Here is an 18278-nt window from a genome sequence, read left to right as displayed (position 1 = left end):
TGGTTCGGGGCCTGCGTGGTTCGGGGCCGCGCCCTCACGTTTCGGGGGTGCCCCTGCGGTCCGCGCCTGCGTGGTTCTGCGTCCTGCGGGCTCAGCCGGCCAGGTTCGCGATGTCCTCGTAGCCGGAGATCTCGCGAGGGTCGCGCGTCCCGGGCCCGATGTACGTCGCGGACGGCCGCACCAGCCGGCCCGTGCGCTTCTGCTCCAGGATGTGCGCCGACCAGCCCGCCGTACGCGCGCAGGTGAACATCGACGTGAACATGTGCGCCGGGACCTCCGCGAAGTCCAGCATGATCGCCGCCCAGAACTCCACGTTCGTCGCCAGGACGCGGTCCGGGCGACGGTTGTGCAGCTCCTCCAGCGCGGCCCTCTCCAGCGCCTCCGCCACCTCGTAGCGCGGCGCGTCCAGCTCCTTGGCCGTACGCCGCAGCACCCGGGCGCGCGGGTCCTCGGCGCGGTAGACGCGGTGTCCGAAGCCCATCAGCCGCTCGCCCTTGTCCAGGGCGCGCTTCACATACGCCGTGGCGTCGCCCGTGCGCTCGATCTCCTCGATCATCCCGAGCACACGGGAGGGAGCACCACCGTGCAGCGGGCCCGACATGGCGCCCACCGCGCCCGAGAGCGCCGCCGCGACGTCCGCACCCGTCGATGCGATCACGCGAGCGGTGAAGGTGGAGGCGTTCATTCCGTGCTCGGCGGCGGACGTCCAGTACGCGTCCACGGCCTTGACGTGCCGGGGGTCCGGCTCGCCGCGCCAGCGGATCATGAAGCGCTCGACGACGGACTCCGCCTTGTCGATCTCCTTCTGCGGGACCATCGGCAGCCCCTGCCCGCGCGCCGACTGGGCGACGTACGACAGCGCCATCACGGCGGCCCTCGCAAGGTCGTCGCGGGCCTGGGCCTCGTCGATGTCCAGCAGCGGTTTCATGCCCCACACCGGGGCGAGCATCGCCAGCGCCGACTGCACATCGACCCGGATGTCGCCGGAGTGCACCGGAATCGGGAAGGGCTCGGCGGGCGGCAGACCGGGATTGAAGGCGCCGTCGACCAGCAGGCCCCACACGTTTCCGAAGGAGACCTGGCCCACCAGGTCCTCGATGTCGACGCCCCGGTAGCGCAGCGAGCCGCCCTCCTTGTCGGGTTCGGCGATCTCCGTTTCGAACGCGACGACTCCTTCGAGTCCAGGTACGAAGTCGGACATCAGGCGGCTCCTCAAGACGTGTACGACAGGCGTGGGTCGGTCACCCCGGTGATGCCCCGTGCGGCAGGTGGTCACCCAAATCGCCGGGAAGGCAGGCACGATATCCCCTGCTGTATGGAGGCCACAGTGGCCTCATCCAAGATTTTGGCGGGTTCGGATGATGCGGGGAAGCGTGACATCCGGCACAGTGCCCCATTTCGGCCGGGGAGGGTTAGCGGCACTCCGTGCCGGGCAAACTGGCCCACTGCGGCAGGATGGCCCTGTGACCGACCACGACGCCCTGAACCCGGCCGACACTGCTGATCCCGCCAGGATGCGGGAGCAGTACCGCTCCACCGCGTTCGTGGAGACGGATCTTGCTCCATCCCCCATGGACCAGTTCGCCCGCTGGTTCATGGAGACCGTGTCCGCGGGTCTGCACGAGCCGAACGCCATGATCGTCTCCACGGCCACGCCGGACGGCCGCCCGTCGTCCCGCACGGTGCTGCTGAAGCAGTACGACGCGCGCGGCTTTGTGTTCTTCACGAACTACGGCTCCCGCAAAGGCCGGGAGATCGACTCCAACCCGTACGTGTCCCTGCTCTTCCCCTGGCATCCGCTGGCCCGTCAGGTCGTCGTCACGGGCACGGCGGCGCGTATCGGCCGGGACGAGACGGCAGCGTACTTCCGCACCCGCCCGCACGGCTCCCAGCTCGGCGCCTGGGCGAGCGAGCAGTCCTCGGTGATCGCCTCGCGCGAGGAACTGCTGCTCAGGTACGAGGAGTTGGAGGCCCGCTACCCGGAGGGCGAGCAGGTGCCCACGCCGTCGGAGTGGGGCGGATTCCGGGTCGAACCGGAGGCGGTGGAATTCTGGCAGGGCCACCGGAACCGGCTCCACGACCGCCTGCGTTATGTGCGTACGGACTCCTCCGGCTGGCGGGTGGAGCGCCTGGCCCCCTGACGGGACCTCGGTGAACTCCCGCTGCGCGCAGGGCTGTCGGGTGCGCGGACGAGCCGATCCGATCCCGGCCGGGGCCTCCGGCCGGGGTCTTCCTGTCCGGGGCCTCCTGTCCAGGTCTTCCTGTCCGAGGCCGCCGGCCCGGGAACGCAGAAACCCGCGGGCTCTGGTCCCTCCTTGCGGAGGGGCCGGCCGGATGTGCCGGCGAGCCCGCGGGTCGGTGACTGCTTGGTATTTCGGCCGACGGTGTCGGCTGCACACAGAGTGCGACGACGGGCCGTCAGCCCGCAGTCACCTCACGCATCCGAAACGAAATCACTTCCGGATCACCTCCTTTCACCGTGTGGCCCCAGCCTAGGAACCTCCGGGCAGCGGCTCAACCTGTTTTTTATGATTTCCGGGAAGCATCGATTTCCGGGAACAGAGTGTGCGCTGCGTCACGTTCCAGTTGAATGATGTGACGTGCATCAGTTCGCGCGGACGCGTCCTGCAGGGGGTCCAGGATGAGTGCTTCCAGGAGTGAGACCACCAGTGCGCTCGGGCCTGACGAGCCGGAGCGGAAGGGCACCGGTGCGGTGCCCGCACCGGTGCCGGGATCCGATCTGCTCGCCGCACTGCTCGACGGGATGGATGCGGCGCTCTGCGCCTTCGACGCGGCCGGCCGGATCACCCACTGGAACCGCGAGGCCGAGCGGATTCTCGGCTGGTCTCCCGAGGAGGCGGTCGGCCGCCGCGGGTTCGCGGGCTGGGCGGTGCGGACCGCCGATGCCGATGAGGTGCAGGGGCGGCTGATGGCCACGATGGAGGCGCCCGGGCGGCAGGTCCTCGAGTTCGCGATGCTGCGCAAGGACGGCGGGCGGGTCCTCGTACGGACCCAGTCCGCGCGGGTACTGGGCACGGACGGGACGCCGGCAGGGGTGTACTGCGCCTTCAGCGAGGTGCATGCGCAGATCGATCTCGAGCGCTCGATCGCACTGAGCGAGGCGCTCTTCGAGGACGCGTCCTGGGGTGTCGTCCTGGTCGATGTGGATCTGCGGCCGACCGTCGTCAACGGCTACGCCTCGCGCGCGCTGGGTTCGGGCCGCACCTCGCCGCTGGGGCGGCCGCTGGGCGAGCTGGTCGTGCAGGGCGTGGAGGAGCTGGAGGGCGCGCTCCACCATGTGCTGGCGGAGGGCGCCCTGCGGGGGCTCGTGGAGCTGTGGGTGACGCTCAGTACGGCCCAGGGGGAGCGGCGGAGGTGCTGGCGCAGCGGGTTCCTGCGGCTGGCCTCACCGCTCGCGGAGGAGCCCGTTCCGCTGGGCGTGGGATGGCTGTTCCACGATGTGACGGAGGCGAAGCTGGCCGAGCAGGAGGCGGACCGGCTGCGCTTCCGGTCGAGCCAGCTGCACCGTGCGGGGCGGGCGGCGGTGGAGTGCGAGGACCCGATGGAGGCGGCGACGGCGTATCTGGACTTCGCGCTCGCGGGTTTCGCGGACCATGCGCTGATCGACCTGGTGGAGCCGGACGGCGAGCGGCTGATCCGCGCCGCGGCCACTCCGTCGGGCGCGCCGGGGCCGTGCGCGCCGGTGGCGGGGGCGGGCATCCCGGTGCGCTACCCGCCCGGTCACCCGGCACTTCAGGCGGCGGACCGCAACGGCTCGGTGCGGGCGAGTGCGAGACCGACGTCCGGCAAGGCGGCGGGCGACTGGGCGGCGGAGCGCCAGTGGCCCCGGGACGCGGTGCACGCACTGTGCACGGTGCTGCGGAGCCGGGGCCGGACGCTGGGGGTGCTGACGTTCTTGCGGGGTGCGAGTCGCCCGGCGTTCGAACGCCCGGATGCGGTGCACGCGGAGGGCGTGGCGGTCCTGACGGCGGCGGCACTGGATCTGGCGCAGCAAACGGCCGACTGACCTCCGTCCTCTCCGGAGGATCCGGTCAGTGGCGGAAGAAGATCCGGTCGCCGTACTCGTTCATCACGCGGCCGTTCCACTCGTGACCGCCGTCGACGTTCCCCGACCTGAGCAGCGGCGGCTCGATGCCGCGCGCGACGAGAACCTCGGCGGCGGCAGCCATCGTCGCCTGCATCAGCGCGCTGGTGACCACGGTGGACGCGGGCGCGAACGGCGCCTCGATGCCCTCGTGGCTGAGCTCCGCGTCACCGACCGCGATCTTGGAGTCGAGGACGATGTCGCAGTGGTCCTTGAGGAAGGTGCCGGAGGCATGCCGGGCCTTGGTCTCCTCCGCGTACGCCACCGAGGTCACGCCGATGACCTTGAGCCCGAGGGCGCGGGCGTTCATCGCCATCTCGACGGGCAGGGCGTTGCGGCCGGAGAGGGAGATGATCACCAGTACGTCGTCGGCCCTGGCGGGGCTGGAGTCGAGGACGGCCCCCGCGAGCCCGTCCACGCGCTCCAGCGCGGAGCCCAGCGTCGCGGGCATCACGTCGACTCCCACCACACCGGGGACGGCGAGCAGATTCATCAGGGCGAAGCCGCCGGCCCGGTAGACGACGTCCTGCGCGGCGAGCGAGGAGTGCCCGGCGCCGAACGCGAAGAGCCGGCCGCCCGCGGCGACGGTGTCGGCGATGGCCTCTCCGGCGGCCGCGATGTTCGCGGACTCCTCGTCCCGTACGCGCTGCAGCAGACCGATGGCGGCCTCGAAGAACTGACCGGCCAGCTTGCTCTCGCTCATCGCCGAGCCCTTTCCGGGGGTAGGGAGCGCGGGGTACGCGGGGTACGCGGGGTACGCGGGGTACAGGCAGGGAGCAGGGGCGGGAATACCCGTGCCGCGGATCACGTTGCGGTCTGGACCATTGCCCTGTCAATACGGGCTCTCCGGCGGATTCGCGCACAGGGCTGTGCAACGGGCTTGCCCGGCACGGCACGGTTGTCGGTGGGATGCGTCAGAATTGAGCCGGGGACGCAGCGCACGATTTCATCGAGGGGCACGTATGTCCGGACTGATTGACACGACGGAGATGTATCTCCGCACCATCCTCGAGCTCGAAGAGGAAGGCGTGGTGCCTATGCGGGCCCGCATCGCGGAGCGGCTCGATCAGAGCGGCCCGACGGTCAGCCAGACCGTGGCGCGTATGGAACGGGACGGCCTGGTGACGGTCGCAGGCGACCGTCATCTGGAGCTGACCGCCGAGGGCAGGCGGCTGGCGACCCGTGTGATGCGCAAGCACCGCCTGGCCGAGTGTCTGCTCGTCGACGTGATCGGCCTCGAGTGGGAGCAGGTCCACGCCGAGGCGTGTCGCTGGGAGCACGTGATGAGCGAGGCGGTGGAGCGGCGCGTGCTGGAGCTGCTGCGCCACCCCACGGAGTCGCCGTACGGGAACCCGATCCCGGGCCTGGAGGAGCTGGGCGAGAAGGCGGAGGCCGACCCGTTCCTGGACGAGGGGATGGTCTCGCTGGCAGACCTGGACCCGGGCACGGACGGTAAGACCGTGGTCGTACGGCGTATCGGCGAGCCGATCCAGACGGACGCCCAGCTGATGTACACGCTGCGGCGGGCGGGCGTGCAGCCCGGCTCGGTGGTGAGCGTGACGGAGTCCGCGGGCGGGGTGCTGGTGGGCTCCAGCGGTGAGGCTGCGGAGCTGGAGGCGGATGTGGCGTCGCACGTGTTCGTCGCCAAGCAGTAGCCGGCGCGCGGCAGTCCGGGTGCGCGGCATTTCGTGCGCTTCTTTGGAGCCGCTTTCCGTCCGGAATGCCAGCGCCCGGGTGAATCGCGTGCCACTCTGTGGCTGAGGCATATGACCCCACGGCCGGGGAGGGATCAGGGTGATGCGCCCGTCGTACGCCCCGCACGCCCCGTACGCACCGGGGCGCGCCCAGTGCGTTCCGTACGCCCGGCGCTGCCCGAACCCTGCGTGCGGCGGCCCGTGCACCACGTACGACGGCTCGTACGCCCCGCCCTCCGGCCCGTATGCAGACCCATGCACAACGGACCCATGCACAACGGACCCATGCGCAAAGGATCCGTACACACAGGAGGGCCCCGGCGCCCTGAGGCGCCGGAGCCTGTCCTCCCCTGTGCTGACCCGGAGCCCCGAGCTCCCAGGGTCAACCCCCTCGGACCGTCATCCCCGAGCGGCCCGCCTCCCGCAGAAGATCTCCCCTCGGCAGCGCGGGTCAATCCTTGAGGGTGGTCACTCGAACGAGGGGTGTTACGCGGCAGAACCCTGTTTTCGAATAGAGGTTCGATAGTCTGGCGGTACTCGACATGAGCCCGGCAGGGGCTCGACCACTGGGGGAGAGAAGGGGGTGCCAGGCCACATGGTGCGGCGCATCGACGTAACCGGAACCGACGGCGTACGCCTCGCTGCCTGGGAGTTCGCCGACTCTCCCAAGGGCCGCGGCGAGGCGGAGTACGCCCCGGGAGTTTTACTGCTTCACGGTCTGATGGGCCGTGGCTCCCACTGGGCCTCGACAGCCCGCTGGCTCGCCGAGCGACACCGGGCGGTCGCGCTCGACCAGCGAGGCCACGGCCGCAGCGACAAGCCGGCGGAGGGTCCGTTCACCCGCGAGGCGTACGTCTCCGATGCCGAGGCCGCCATTCAGCAACTGGGCCTCGCTCCGGTGACCCTGATCGGCCACTCGATGGGCGCGCTCACCGCCTGGCAACTGGCGGCCAAGCGCCCGGATCTGGTCCAGGCCCTGATCATCTGCGATATGCGCGCCTCCGCACTGGGCGCGGCCTCGCAGCGCGAGTGGGAGGACTGGTTCCGCACCTGGCCGCTGCCCTTCGCGACCCTGGGTGATGTGCGCCAGTGGTTCGGCGAGGACGACCCGTGGCTGGAGCGCCCGAATCCGTCCCGCGGCGAATTCTTCGCAGAGGTGATGGCAGAACAGGCTGACGGCTGGCACCCGGTGTTCTCACGCCGCCAGATGCTCACCTCCCGCGAAACGTGGGTGTACGACGCCCACTGGGAGGAACTGGCCCAGGTCCGCTGCCCGACCCTGGTGGTCCGCGGCCTGGACGGCGAGCTGGGCCGCGCGGAGGCCCAGGAAATGGTGAGGGTCCTGCCGAGGGGCGAGTACGGGGAGGTGGCGGACGCGGGCCACTTGGTCCACTACGACCAGCCGGAGGGCTGGCGCACGGCGATCGAGCCGTTCCTGGACGGCGTGCTGACGCCCTGACGCGACGGAGAGGCTCCACGACCGGTCCTGATTCTGCGGCGTCGTTGTCCGGGGAAGCGAGCCGACCGCAACTGCCGTTCGGGGAGGGGGTTCGGCGCCCTGGTCCGACGCGTGACCATGTCACTTCCAGGGAATGTTGAGCCAAGGGCTGCCCGGATCCGTCGTCAGGATGCGGTGGGCGTCCAGCATGTTGCCGTACCACGTGCCGAACTCCTCCCCGTCGAAGTGCAGGCAGCGGCCCAGGACGTACCCGGCGGAGAAGTCCTCCCACGAGTCGTACGAAGCCTTGCTGACCTCGCCCGCCCGGACCACTGCCGCTTCCGCCTCCGGGAGTTCGCAGAAGCGCGCGCCCAGGCCCCAGCGCGCCATCTTGGACGCCCGGCCGTAGTCCCAGGCGAGGACCGAGCGCACCTGGCGGTTCTCGGCGAGGAGGCCGTCGGCGCGGAAGCGCGCCTCGTAGCGGGTGACGCGTCCGATGAACTGTTGCACGGCGTCGATCGCCTCTTCCAGGCCATCGGCGTCGCCGGTTTCCTGCGCCCGCCCGCGCATCGAGCTCTCCGACACATGCCGCCAGAGCCCGGCTTCGACCGCGGCACCGCCGAGTTCGTCGGCCAGAGCCCTGCGGATCTTCAGGGCGAACTCCCACATCGGGTCGCTCATCCGGCCGTTCAGCAGCTGCTCCTCGTACGCCTGCCACTGCACCCGGCTCGCGATGCCCCACCACTCCAGCAGACGTTCCCGTTCGGAGTGGAAGCCCGTTCCGTGCCAGCCCATCGCGTTCCACAGTGAACCGTTGCTCACGCACAACAGCGCGCCGCACGCCAGTCCGTGGGCCACGGGTCCATGCAGCGGGCCGCCGACCCGTAGCGCGCGCAGGGTCGTCGGCTGTCTGGTGCCCGGTGCTCGGAGGTCGTGTTGCTTCCACTCGGCGCGGTGGGCCGGGGTGGCCGGGAAGTAGGCCTCGCACGGGGTGCCGGGGTTGATCGCCATCCAGGCGCCGTCCCAGAACGCGCGTCGCGCGAGGTCCCCGAGCGAGGTTCTGAGAAACACCGGGTCCGGCATCGGCGCGGGAAGCAGGCCCTCGGTGAGGAAGGCGAAGCAGTACGAGCGGTTTGCCGGGTTCCAGTACGGAGTCCAGGTCAGTATGTCCGGATCGGCCTCGGCCTTCGCCCGAGACATCGCATGGAACAGCCGTGCACCGGCCAGGACGTCGAAGTACGTCCCCCACTCGCCGTGCAGCTTCGCGTCGTACAGCCGCTGTTCCACATCCGTCGGCGCCCGCCATGCCTGTGCGTAGGCTGTGTCGTCCGGCCGGCCTCCGTCGCGCATCCCCATGGACTGAACCCTATAAACAGGCTTCCTGGCCCGGGAGAGAGGTGTGCGCATGGATGCCGGCCACGGCGAGTTGCAGATCGTGTCGGTGGAGGAGGCCGGGCCGGGCACAGCCGTGTGCGTGGTGCGGTGTGTGGGCGGCGTCGTCCGGCCTGGGCAGGTCTTTGAATCCGGACGCGTCGTCCTGGACTGGATCGTCAGATATGGCGAACGGCGCGTGGACGTCGTCAGCCCTCCGCATGCCGCGAAGGTTCAGCTCTCGGGCGACGGGGTGGCGGGACTGCGCGCCTGGATCACCATCTCCTCGGCGGGGTACCGGCGTTACGGATATGTGGGGCCCGCCGAGATCCGGGCCGCCGTTCGGCCCGGGAGCGAGGGGCGGGTGATCCGTACCCTCGACGACTTCGAGGCGTGGGCCTCGGACCAGGCGGTTGACGAACTGGCGGAGCCGTTCACGTATGTCGTCGACGGGGACGGGGACCTTCGGCTGGCGCCGCGGCGCAGTGAGCATGTCGCCTGTGCCGGACGCGGGGCGGTGCTCGGTGCGGGGGAGATCGCCTTCAGCCGCGGCGGCGTCGGTTGGGCGATCTGCGAGGTCAGCAACCAGTCGACCGGCTACTGCCCCGACCTCGATTCATGGTCGGCGGTCGCGGACGCGCTGGATCGGGTCGGGATCGGTCGTCCTGACGGTTTCACGTACGAGGTCGTCTTCCGGCGGTGCGTCGCCTGCGGGGAGGTCAGCGTCGTGCGGGAGGGCGACTTCGTATGTGTCTTCTGCGGGGGTGAGCTGCCGGCCTCGTGGAACGTCGTGTGACGGGTCCCGTCAGAAGGCGAAGACCGAGTTCTCGGCCATGCTCCCCGCCATCTCGCACGCGTTGCCGAAGGTGATCGACCAGGTGACACGCTTCCCCTCCCACACTCCGGCGGCGGTGATCACGACCGGGTCCCATTGCCGCGTGCACGGCTTCTGGGAAGAGGAGGCGACCAGCTGGGCGAACTGGCCGTTGATGGCCGCCAGATCCGTACACGCGGACCGCGGTGACGGGTGGCTGCCACCGGGCCGGGGCGCGCACTCCAGGGTCACGGCCCGCTCGACGGTGGCCGTCGCGGCGTCGGCGCCCTTGCCGACGGTCAGTACGAGTGAGGAGGGGGCGTACAGGCTGTCCGGCTGCGCGGGCTTGGCCTGCGCGACGCCCGCAGCCGCGGTGCCGGAAAGGAGGAGGGCGGTGGCTATGGCGGACGCGGCGAATGTGTTGCGGTTGTAACGCATGTGTGAAGCTCCTTCGCTTGAGGTGTGATTGCGGTCGGGAGTCTTGCGCACGCGGACAGTGAGCGCACATCGATCGCTACTTTCCGGCCGCGTACGTTCACGCATGGGTGACCGAATGGTCGTTCGGGCTGCTCGGGGCGGGTGTGAAGGGGTGTCCGTCATATGGACGATCTTCAGTGGTGCAACGGAAAACTACCGTCTGACCTGCGCAGATGCCCGGGCGGGATTCTCCCCTGTGAAGCTCGCTTCGACTGGAAAGTGTCGCTCGGCGACGGGTGCGGGCTACGCGGTGCGGCAGGTCTGCGGGGCGGGTCGTATACGTGCGCTAACCGGTTGCCCCAGGCTTGACGGCCCCTCTGAGGGCGCGTAGTTGTGTGCGTGTGGTGGAGAGGACCACGGTGGAGGTTTCGCTGCCGCGGAGGCGGATGCCGACCGTGGCCGGACCCACCTCCGCGCAGTTGCTGTCGTCACCCGTTCCGGAGAACGAGGGCCGTGCCGCCGTCAGCCGATCGGCTTCCGCATCTCCTCGCGTACCTTCACCGTGGCCTCCGCCACTGCCTCGAGGTCGACCTCTTCCGGAGACTGCTTCGCCGACTCCGGCGTGATCAGGCCCACCGAGGCGCCGGTGTTGTCGTCGCCCCAGGCGCACATCGGGATCGTGCTGGTGCCGCCGCCCGCCTGCTCGGCCTTCAGTACCTGGCAGGTGACCGTGATGCCCGAGCCGGCCGGGGTGAAGTCCTTGGGCGCTACGCCGACTTCGGCTCCGTCGGCCTCGCTGGCGCCCTTCAGCATCTTGGTGCGGGCCGTGTCCGGGTTCCTGATGCTGCCGTACATGCCCGAGATGACCAGGACGCCGGTCTCGGACGTCGAGACGTACTGCGCCACCGCGGCCTTGGGATCGCGGATGTCGGCCTCGCTCGCGCCCGTCAGCTTGTCCTGTTGCCGGGCGGACTGGTCGTCGGACAGCTTGTACTTTCCGTCGAGCAGTGTCTGGGGAACGGTGAGCCGGTACTTCGCCTCGGGGAAGCCGTCGTTGCTGCCGCCGCGGTCGCTGCTACTGCCGCTGCTGCTGCTGCCGCGGTCGTTGCTGCTGCTCTTTCGGAGATTGACGTTGTTGCCGAACCAGGAGATGGCCAGGACTCCCGCAATGCACGCCACCGTGATGATCGCGATCATCGGGCCCTTGTTCTTGGGCGGCGGAGGCGGAGGCGGCGGTCCCATCGGCGGCCCGCCCCAGCCACCGGGGCCGCCCTGCCCCGGGTACGGCTGCTGTCCGTATCCGGCCTGCGGGTACGGCGGCTGACCCCCGTACCCCGGCTGCGGCTGCTGCGGATACGGAGGTTGCTGCGGGTACTGCGGCTGCGCGTAAGGGTTCGGCGGCGGCGTCGACATGGGCCTCACGCTACTTCACGGTCGCGAAGCGCCCCAGGCGCAGGGTCCGTTACGCCTTGCTCACCGCCGCCAGGATTTCCGGCAGCCTGCCGGCCGTCTGCGGCGCCGCCATTCGCACCCCCGCCCAGCCGATGAGCGCGCCGTACGCCGCTCCCGCCGGAAGCAGCAGCCACAGCGCCGACTGGGCGTTCACCGCGTGCAGCCAGATCGTCAGGGCGATCACCGGGGCGCACAGCAGCGCCGCCGCGATCATGCCGCCGAAGATCGAGATCCAGGCGAGCCCGGCCTGCCCCGGGGCCACGTTCTTGTACGCGCTGTCCTGCGGGATGGAGTACGGGAAGCGGGCCGAGGCCACGGCCCCCGTCGCCAGCATTGCGCCCAGCAGGGCGAAGGACAGGCCCAGCACCTCCGGCAGTGCCCGCCAGTTGCCCAGCAGCGCGGCGGTGAGGATCACGACCGCCGCCGTGTACGGGAGGGTGATCACCAGCAGTGCCAGCGCGCGGGCGCGCAGTTCCTCGTACGCATCCCGGGTGGACGAGATCGTCATCGCCACCATCCAGAAGGACGAGGTGTCCTGGCCGAACTGGTTGTACATCTGGATGCCGAGCATCCCCGCCGCGAAGCATGCCAAGTAGATCGAGCCCGTGCCCTGCAGGGCGTTGAACAGCGGCACGATCAGACCGATCGCCAGCGCCGCCATCCACGAGGCCTTCGTCTTCGGGTCGCGCCACACATAGCGCAGACTGCGCTGCATCACCGCGCCCGTACGGCCCTCGGGCAGCAGGCGATGGATGCCGGACGAGGACTCCTTGCGGGTCGGCTCCGAAGCCGCCGCCAGTGTCGAGCCGTCCCCGGCCGTCATCAGCTTCGTCAGGCTGCGCTGCCAGGAGTGCAGCAGGAGAAGCAGGGCCACGGCCGACACGGCCAACTGCCCCGCCGCGACCGCGTACGCACCCTCGCTCGCGGAGTCCACCGCGCCCATCGCGGACGCCGGCGGCAGCCACCGTACGATCCCGGCCGCCGGGTGCAGCGCCGAGAGTCCGCCCGCCTCGGAGATCCGCTGCGCGCCGAAGTTCACGAGCTGGACGCCGATCGCGATCACCAGGCCGCTCAGCACCGCCAGGTCGCGGCCCTTGCGCGAGGTCAGCAGGCGGATGTTGGCCGCCGCGACCGCCCGTGCCAGCGCCACGCACACCAGCAGGGTCAGGGGGACGGCCACCACCGAGACGACCACCGCGAAGGCGCCGTGCGCGAGGGCGAATGCCGAGCCCACCGCCAGGCAGAGCGTGAACAGCGGGCCGATCCCCACCAGGGAGGCGACGAGCAGGGCCCGTACAAGAGGCTGCGGACGCAGCGGCAGCATCACCAGACGGGTCGGGTCGAGCGTCTCGTCCCCGCTCGGGAAGAACAGCGGCATGAACGTCCAGCCGAGAGCGAGTACCGCTGTCAGCAGCACCACCAGCGACACCGCGTGATCGCTTCCGCGCAGCCCGATCAGGCCGATGAGCTGCAGCGCCGCGAAGAGCAGCGTCACGACCATGGAGAAGATGTACGCGGCCGTGCGGCCGGACGACTGGCGCAGCCCGTTGCGCAGCAGCGACAGCTTGAGGCGGATGAAGACCGGGGTGAGGGCGGATGTGTTCAACGCGTACCGCCGCCGAGCCAGTCGAGCGACTCCGCCGTGCGCCGCTCGCTCGCGCCGACCAGCTCCAGGAACGCGCTCTGGAGCGAGGGCGCATCGCCCCGTACCTCCGCCAGCGGGCCCTGTGCGCGGATGCGGCCCGCCGCCATCACCGCCACCCAGTCGCACAGCGACTCCACCAGCTCCATCACATGGCTGGAGAAGACGACCGTCGCGCCCGAGCCGGTGTACCGCTCGAGCACTCCGCGGATCGTCTGTGCCGAGACCGGGTCGACGCCTTCGAACGGCTCGTCCAGGAACAGCACTTCCGGGTTGTGGAGCAGGGCGGAGGCGAGCCCGATCTTCTTCCGCATGCCCGTCGAGTAGTCGACGACCAGTTTGTGCTGCGCGCCCGCCAGGTCCAGTACGTCCAGGAGCTGTGCGGCGCGCTTGTCGACCTCGTCGCCCGGCAGGCCCCGCAGACGTCCGCTGTACCCGAGGAGCTCACGGCCCGAGAGCCGCTCGAACAGCCGCAGGCCCTCCGGGAGTACGCCGATGCGGGACTTCACCTCGACCGGATCGTGCCAGACGTCGTGGCCCGCCACCTCCACCCGGCCCTGGTCGGGGCGCAGCAGGCCCGTCACCATCGAGAGGGTCGTCGTCTTGCCCGCGCCGTTCGGTCCGACCAGACCGATGAACTGGCCTGCGGGGAGCGTGAGATCGATTCCCGCGACCGCGATCTGCTCGCCGAACCGCTTCCACAGACCCTCCACACGAACGGCGGCCGACGCCGTTCGCGCCCCGCCCGCCTCTGTGGCTCCAACTGCCCGGTCCGGCATGGTGCCCCGCCTTTCGGTGTCCCCGTATGTACAGGTCCACTTTAAGTACGGCCCCCCTGCCCGCGGCCCGCGTTGTACAGGGCCGATTACCCCCGGTCGATTTCCCGGTCGCCTCCCCCCGGTCGCCTCCCCCTGGTCGTCGTTTACCCTCGTCGGCCGGCCTGCCCGCGACCCGCGCTGTGCGCTCCCGGTCCGCCCCTGGTCCGCTCCGCCGCCGCGTCCCTTCCGCACGCGTACGCCAGCGGCTGGATCAGCTCGTCCGCGTCCGGCAGCCAGCGGTTGGCGGGTGTGGGGCGGCGGGCCCACTGCACCGCGCCATGGCCGCCGAGACGGGTCGGCGGCGCCGCGACGTAGTGGCCCTCGCTCCGCGCGATCAGGTCGATGGCGCTCGGTACCCAGCCGAGTTTGCGGACCAGGTCGGGGACCTTCTGCGCAGCGCCGGGAAGGACGAAGAACAGCATCCGGCGGTCGGGCGTGCAGGTCACCGGGCCGAGCGGGAGATCCATCCGCTCCAGCCGCGCCAGCGCCAGGAAACCGGCCGATTCCGGGACGTCGAGAGCGTCGAAGGTGCGGCCCGTCGGCAGCAGGATCGACGCGGTCGGCTGCTTCGACCACAGCCGTCGTGCCCCCACCGCGCTGCCGGTCGCCTGGTTCGCCCAGTCCGGCCTGGCCGGGTGGGCGCCGGGTGAGGGGCAGGCGGCTTCGCCGCACGAGCAACGTTCCCTGCCGTCCACCGCCTCCAGCCAGGTGCCGGGGAACACGTCCCAGTGCCGCTCTTCCGCGTACCGCACGGCATTGTCCAGCAGCTGCTGACCTCGCTGCTGGGGGATCTGTACGGCTTCCGTGACTCCGATGGTCTCTTCCACGACACACTCAACTCCCGCCGTCACCTTGGGTTACGGGCGGGTCGCGGCGGGCGGTGGAGCATCGATCCTGCACACGGGGCGCATGGGTGCACAGGTGGGGGCGCGCATGGGGCTGTGCCGCGGCGGGCGGGTAGCCACACGCAGGGGGCGTGAACGAACGGGTCGTCACGGACGGCGTCACGAGCAGGAAGTCGTGAATGGGACGTCGTGAATGGGACGTCGTGAACGGGACGTCGTGAACGGGCGTCACGGTCGAGGTGTCGGCCGAGCTGTGCGGGAGATGTCAATGCGGCCGTCTCCTGGCAAAAACTGACCAACTCTGCATTCTCTGCATTCTCCGCATAACAGCCGGGCAGTGATCACTGCAGAGATCACCGCGGCCCCAGGGGGGTATTCATGGCAGCCAGGCCTCTCGTCGCCCGACAGCCGAACGAACGGTTGCAGGCGCTCATCCAGGAAGCCGGGTGTTCCAACGCCGGCCTCGCCCGTCGCGTCAACATGGTCGGCGCAGAGCGTGGGTTGGACCTGCGCTACGACAAGACATCGGTGGCACGCTGGCTGCGCGGACAGCAGCCGCGCGGCCGGGCGCCGGGAATCATCGCCGAAGCGCTGGGCCGCAAGCTCGGCCGTACGGTCACGATCGACGAAATCGGCATGGCGAACGGCAAGAACCTGGCGACCGGCGTCGGCCTGCAGTTCTCGCCCACCGTCATGGGCGCCATCGAGCAGGTCTGCGAGCTGTGGCGCAGCGATGTGGGCCGGCGCGACTTCCTGGTGGGGTCCGCGGTCGCGGCCTCCGCGCTCGTCGAGCCGAGCCGCGACTGGCTGATCACCGGCGCCGACAACCAGGTGGCGCGTACGGCCGGGGCGCGCGTGGGAGCCTCGGACGTCGAAGCGGTACGAGCGATGACCAGAGCGCTCACCGAGCTGGACCACCGCTTCGGCAGCGGTCATGTCCGGCCCGTCGTCGTGCACTACCTGAACAGTGTGGTCTCCGGGCTGCTCTCGGGGTCGTACCGCGAAACGGTCGGCCGTGAACTGTTCGCCGCGGTCGCGCGTCTGACGGAGCTCGCCGGCTACATGGCCGTCGACACCGGCCAGCCGGGGCTCGCTCAGCGCTACTACATCCAGGCGCTGCGGCTGGCCCAGGCGGCGGGAGACCGGGGGTACGGCGGGTATGTGCTGGCGGCCTCCATGAGTCATCTGGCCGCGCAGCTCGGCAACCCGCGGGAGATCGCGCAGCTGGCGCGGGCCGCGCAGGAAGGGACGCGGGGGCAGGTCACCCCACGGGCGCTGGCGATGTTCTACGCGGCCGAGGCACGCGGCCACGCTCTGCTCGGGGACGCCCGGACCTGCCACGACGTGGCCGGCAAGGCGCTGGCCGCGCTCGAGCGGGCCGAGTCGTCGGCGGGGGACGATCCTGCGTGGATCGCCCACTTCGATCACGCCTATCTCGCCGACGAGCTGGCGCACTGCTACCGCGACCTGGGGCAGGCGGAGGCGGCCGCGCGGCATGCCGCGGACGCGCTGGACGGCCACCCGGAGTCGCGGGCCAGGCGGCGTGCGATCGGCCTCGTCCTGCTGGCCACGGCCCAGGTCCAGCAGCGTGAGGTGGAGCAGGCCTGCCACACGGGCACGCGTGCGGTGGAGCTGCTCGGGACGCTGCGCTCCAGCCGGGGCGCGGAGTACCTCGACGACCTCCAGCAGCGGCTGGAGCCGTACGCCGGGGAGGCGGCGGTCCGGGAATTCGGCGCCCGGCTGGAGATCCAGGCGGCGTGAGGCGGGTGAGGCGGGTGAGGTGACGGGGACTGAATCGGGGCCCTCAACAGCGTCTTGAGTGTGCTTCTTGTTACTGCTCCCGGACGCGTGTGCGGAGTCCCGGAGCCACCCGGTAGCGTGAACCGACGGTTCCGTAGGTCCACACGTAGGAGTCCCGGTGACGCAAAGCGGACAGGGTGACGGACAGCAGTTTCCTGCTGTACGGCCCGCGCACGAAGGCGTCGTGCTGCCCGCCGACGGAAGTGAGCCCTGGATACCCGGTGTCACCGACGAACAGGTGGCGCCGGCGGGCGGACAGCCGTGGGGGGAGCCCTGGGGACCACAGCAGGGCCAGGCGGGACAGCAGGGCCAGCAGGGTCAGGCGGGACAGCAGGGCCAGCAGGGTCAGGCGGGGCCGTATGGCCAGCCGGAGCCGTACGGTCAGCAGGGACAGCAGAACCAGCAGGGACAACCGAGCCAGCAGGGCCAGCAGGGTCAGGCGGGGCCGTATGGCCAGCAAGGTCAGGCGGGACAGCAGGGCCAGGCGGGGCCGTATGGCCAGCAGAGCCAGCCGGGACAGCAGAACCAGCAGGGACAACCGGGCCAGCCGGGCCCGTACGGTCAGCCGGGCCGGCAGGAGTCGTACGGGCAGCCCGTCCAGTCCGCTCAGCCCGGGCAGCCGGTGCAGGGCGGGTACGGTGCGCAGCCGCTGCCGCAGGCCCTTCCGCCGCAGGCTCTGCCCCCGCAGACGCCCGCCATGGGTGACGCCGACGCGACGCAGTACATCCCGCCCGTCGCACCGGCTGCACCCGTCGCGCCCGGGGCTCTGCCGCCCGAGGCTCCTGCCGAGTCCACCCAGTTCCTCGGGACGCGCCCGCTGCCCGGTGCCGTACCCGGTGCCGCGCCCGGCGGGGCCGACGCCGACGCGACGCAGTACATCGCGCCCGTCCCGCCCGCTCCCGCCGGTGCGCCCTTCGGGATCCGGCCGGGGACTCCCGGTGAACGCCAGCCGCCGGCGGAGTTCGACAGCCTCTTCCGTTCGGACGCGCCCACGTCCCAGCCCGCGGACGCCACGGCCCAGATGCCCCGGTTCGAGAACCCGAACCCGCGGGCGGCCCAGCCCCCGTACCAGCAGCAGCAGCCGCAGTCGCCGCAGCACCAGTACCACCAGCCGCAGGCACCCGAGCCCGAACTCGAGCCCCGTCGGCGCAGATCCTCGCCCGTGGCGCTCATCGCCGCTGTCGTCGTCGGCTGTGCCGTCCTCGGCCTCGGCGTCAGCGCCGTGATGTTCAGCGGCGGGGACGACGAGAAGAAGGCCCCCGACGCCGGTAAGAACGTCTCCGCGGACTCCCCGGCCCCCAGCGCCACCACCCAGGCCGCCGTCGACCCCGCCAAGCCGCAGGCCGAGGCGCTCGACAAGCTCCTCGCGGACAGCAACAACAGCCGTTCCGCGGTCATCCGCTCGGTGGAGAACATCAAGCAGTGCAAGAACCTGGACCAGGCGGCCACCGATCTGCGCGGCGCCGCCGAGCAGCGCCGCGGGCTGGTGACCCGGCTCCAGGGCCTGACCGTGGACAAGCTGCCCCAGAACGCCAAGCTGACCTCATCCCTGACCAGGGCGTGGCAGGCGTCCGCGTCGGCCGACGACCACTACGCGGCCTGGGCCGGTCAGGCCAAGAGCAAGAAGGGCTGCAAGGGCGGCACGGCGCGCAGCACCCCGCAGACCGCGCAGGGCAACCGGGCCAGCGGTGAGGCGACCACGGCGAAGCGGGAAGCCTCGGCGCTGTGGAACGGCATCGCCGGCAAGTACGGACTCACGGAACGCCGCAGCGACCAGCTGTAGGGATGAAACGAGGGGCGAGGCGCCCGGCAGCCGGAGGCAGGGCGCCCGCCACGTGGAGTGGTGACGGGCGCCGGCAGCCGACGGCAGGCGCCCGACCGC

General features: G+C 70.8%; 15 protein-coding genes. 7 read left to right on the top strand and 8 right to left on the bottom strand.

Going from position 1 to position 18278, the window contains the following annotated elements; translation table 11 throughout:
* Positions 1-91: 91 nt before the first annotated feature.
* A complete protein-coding gene (locus OG883_RS29225) occupies positions 92-1201 on the bottom strand; it encodes a citrate synthase 2 (RefSeq protein WP_266546834.1) in 1110 nt (369 codons plus the stop codon).
* A 313-nt stretch (positions 1202-1514) separates the two neighbouring features.
* Between OG883_RS29225 and pdxH the strand changes: the two genes are divergently transcribed.
* Together pdxH and OG883_RS29215 are read left to right on the top strand one after the other, a co-directional pair.
* Positions 1515-2141, top strand: a complete 627-nt coding sequence (gene pdxH / locus OG883_RS29220) for a pyridoxamine 5'-phosphate oxidase (RefSeq protein ID WP_266549563.1) — start codon at positions 1515-1517, stop codon at positions 2139-2141.
* A gap of 500 nt (positions 2142-2641) precedes the next feature.
* Complete coding sequence (locus OG883_RS29215) at positions 2642-4027, top strand: PAS domain-containing protein (protein ID WP_266546831.1); 1386 nt, start codon at positions 2642-2644, stop codon at positions 4025-4027.
* Between the two features lie 25 nt (positions 4028-4052).
* Here the strand turns inward: OG883_RS29215 and OG883_RS29210 are convergent, their stop codons facing one another.
* The gene (locus OG883_RS29210) at positions 4053-4808 is read right to left on the bottom strand and encodes an SIS domain-containing protein (RefSeq protein ID WP_266546828.1); all 756 of its coding nucleotides are present in this window, start codon (positions 4806-4808) and stop codon (positions 4053-4055) included.
* Between the two features lie 259 nt (positions 4809-5067).
* Here OG883_RS29210 and OG883_RS29205 point away from each other — a divergent pair, with 259 nt between their 5' ends.
* Positions 5068-5760 carry a metal-dependent transcriptional regulator gene (locus OG883_RS29205; protein ID WP_266546825.1) on the top strand — a complete coding sequence of 231 codons (693 nt, stop codon included), beginning with the start codon at positions 5068-5070 and terminating at the stop codon, positions 5758-5760.
* Positions 5761-6394: 634 nt separating this feature from the next.
* Positions 6395-7258: an alpha/beta fold hydrolase gene (locus OG883_RS29200; protein ID WP_266549561.1), complete on the top strand. Its 864-nt coding sequence runs from the start codon at positions 6395-6397 to the stop codon at positions 7256-7258.
* A gap of 120 nt (positions 7259-7378) precedes the next feature.
* Here OG883_RS29200 and OG883_RS29195 read toward each other — a convergent pair whose 3' ends face one another.
* On the bottom strand, positions 7379-8593 hold the full coding sequence (locus OG883_RS29195; protein WP_266546823.1) for a DUF1266 domain-containing protein: 1215 nt from the start codon (positions 8591-8593) through the stop codon (positions 7379-7381).
* Between the two features lie 49 nt (positions 8594-8642).
* Here OG883_RS29195 and OG883_RS29190 point away from each other — a divergent pair, with 49 nt between their 5' ends.
* Positions 8643-9404: a hypothetical protein gene (locus OG883_RS29190; protein ID WP_323181002.1), complete on the top strand. Its 762-nt coding sequence runs from the start codon at positions 8643-8645 to the stop codon at positions 9402-9404.
* 9 nt (positions 9405-9413) lie between these two features.
* Here the strand turns inward: OG883_RS29190 and OG883_RS29185 are convergent, their stop codons facing one another.
* From OG883_RS29185 to OG883_RS29165, 5 genes are all read right to left on the bottom strand, one after another.
* Positions 9414-9860: a subtilase-type protease inhibitor gene (locus OG883_RS29185; protein WP_266546820.1), complete on the bottom strand. Its 447-nt coding sequence runs from the start codon at positions 9858-9860 to the stop codon at positions 9414-9416.
* Between the two features lie 501 nt (positions 9861-10361).
* Positions 10362-11252, bottom strand: a complete 891-nt coding sequence (locus OG883_RS29180) for a hypothetical protein (protein WP_266546818.1) — start codon at positions 11250-11252, stop codon at positions 10362-10364.
* 49 nt (positions 11253-11301) lie between these two features.
* Positions 11302-12897, bottom strand: a complete 1596-nt coding sequence (locus OG883_RS29175) for a transporter (RefSeq protein ID WP_266546815.1) — start codon at positions 12895-12897, stop codon at positions 11302-11304.
* Positions 12894-13712: an ABC transporter ATP-binding protein gene (locus OG883_RS29170; RefSeq protein WP_266546812.1), complete on the bottom strand. Its 819-nt coding sequence runs from the start codon at positions 13710-13712 to the stop codon at positions 12894-12896. Before OG883_RS29170 ends, OG883_RS29175 begins: the two co-directional genes overlap by 4 nt.
* Positions 13713-13855: 143 nt before the next feature.
* Positions 13856-14578: a bifunctional DNA primase/polymerase gene (locus OG883_RS29165; RefSeq protein ID WP_266546803.1), complete on the bottom strand. Its 723-nt coding sequence runs from the start codon at positions 14576-14578 to the stop codon at positions 13856-13858.
* Between the two features lie 396 nt (positions 14579-14974).
* Between OG883_RS29165 and OG883_RS29160 the strand changes: the two genes are divergently transcribed.
* On the top strand, positions 14975-16357 hold the full coding sequence (locus tag OG883_RS29160) for a transcriptional regulator (protein WP_266546801.1): 1383 nt from the start codon (positions 14975-14977) through the stop codon (positions 16355-16357).
* Between the two features lie 157 nt (positions 16358-16514).
* Complete coding sequence (locus OG883_RS29155; RefSeq protein WP_266546799.1) at positions 16515-18179, top strand: hypothetical protein; 1665 nt, start codon at positions 16515-16517, stop codon at positions 18177-18179.
* Positions 18180-18278 lie beyond the last annotated feature (99 nt).

Source organism: Streptomyces sp. NBC_01142, assembly GCF_026341125.1.
Taxonomy (GTDB): Bacteria; Actinomycetota; Actinomycetes; order Streptomycetales; family Streptomycetaceae; genus Streptomyces.
This window is presented reverse-complemented; position numbering and strand designations above follow the sequence as displayed.

Coding starts and splice junctions, on each gene's coding strand:
- OG883_RS29195 (WP_266546823.1), bottom strand. CDS start 8,593: ATGGGGATGCGCGACGGAGGCCGGCCGGACGACACAGCCTACGCACAG.
- OG883_RS29225 (WP_266546834.1), bottom strand. CDS start 1,201: ATGTCCGACTTCGTACCTGGACTCGAAGGAGTCGTCGCGTTCGAAACG.
- OG883_RS29180 (WP_266546818.1), bottom strand. CDS start 11,252: ATGTCGACGCCGCCGCCGAACCCTTACGCGCAGCCGCAGTACCCGCAG.
- OG883_RS29205 (WP_266546825.1), top strand. CDS start 5,068: ATGTCCGGACTGATTGACACGACGGAGATGTATCTCCGCACCATCCTC.
- OG883_RS29185 (WP_266546820.1), bottom strand. CDS start 9,860: ATGCGTTACAACCGCAACACATTCGCCGCGTCCGCCATAGCCACCGCC.
- OG883_RS29190 (WP_323181002.1), top strand. CDS start 8,643: ATGGATGCCGGCCACGGCGAGTTGCAGATCGTGTCGGTGGAGGAGGCC.
- pdxH (WP_266549563.1), top strand. CDS start 1,515: ATGCGGGAGCAGTACCGCTCCACCGCGTTCGTGGAGACGGATCTTGCT.
- OG883_RS29200 (WP_266549561.1), top strand. CDS start 6,395: ATGGTGCGGCGCATCGACGTAACCGGAACCGACGGCGTACGCCTCGCT.
- OG883_RS29170 (WP_266546812.1), bottom strand. CDS start 13,712: ATGCCGGACCGGGCAGTTGGAGCCACAGAGGCGGGCGGGGCGCGAACG.
- OG883_RS29160 (WP_266546801.1), top strand. CDS start 14,975: ATGGCAGCCAGGCCTCTCGTCGCCCGACAGCCGAACGAACGGTTGCAG.
- OG883_RS29215 (WP_266546831.1), top strand. CDS start 2,642: ATGAGTGCTTCCAGGAGTGAGACCACCAGTGCGCTCGGGCCTGACGAG.
- OG883_RS29210 (WP_266546828.1), bottom strand. CDS start 4,808: ATGAGCGAGAGCAAGCTGGCCGGTCAGTTCTTCGAGGCCGCCATCGGT.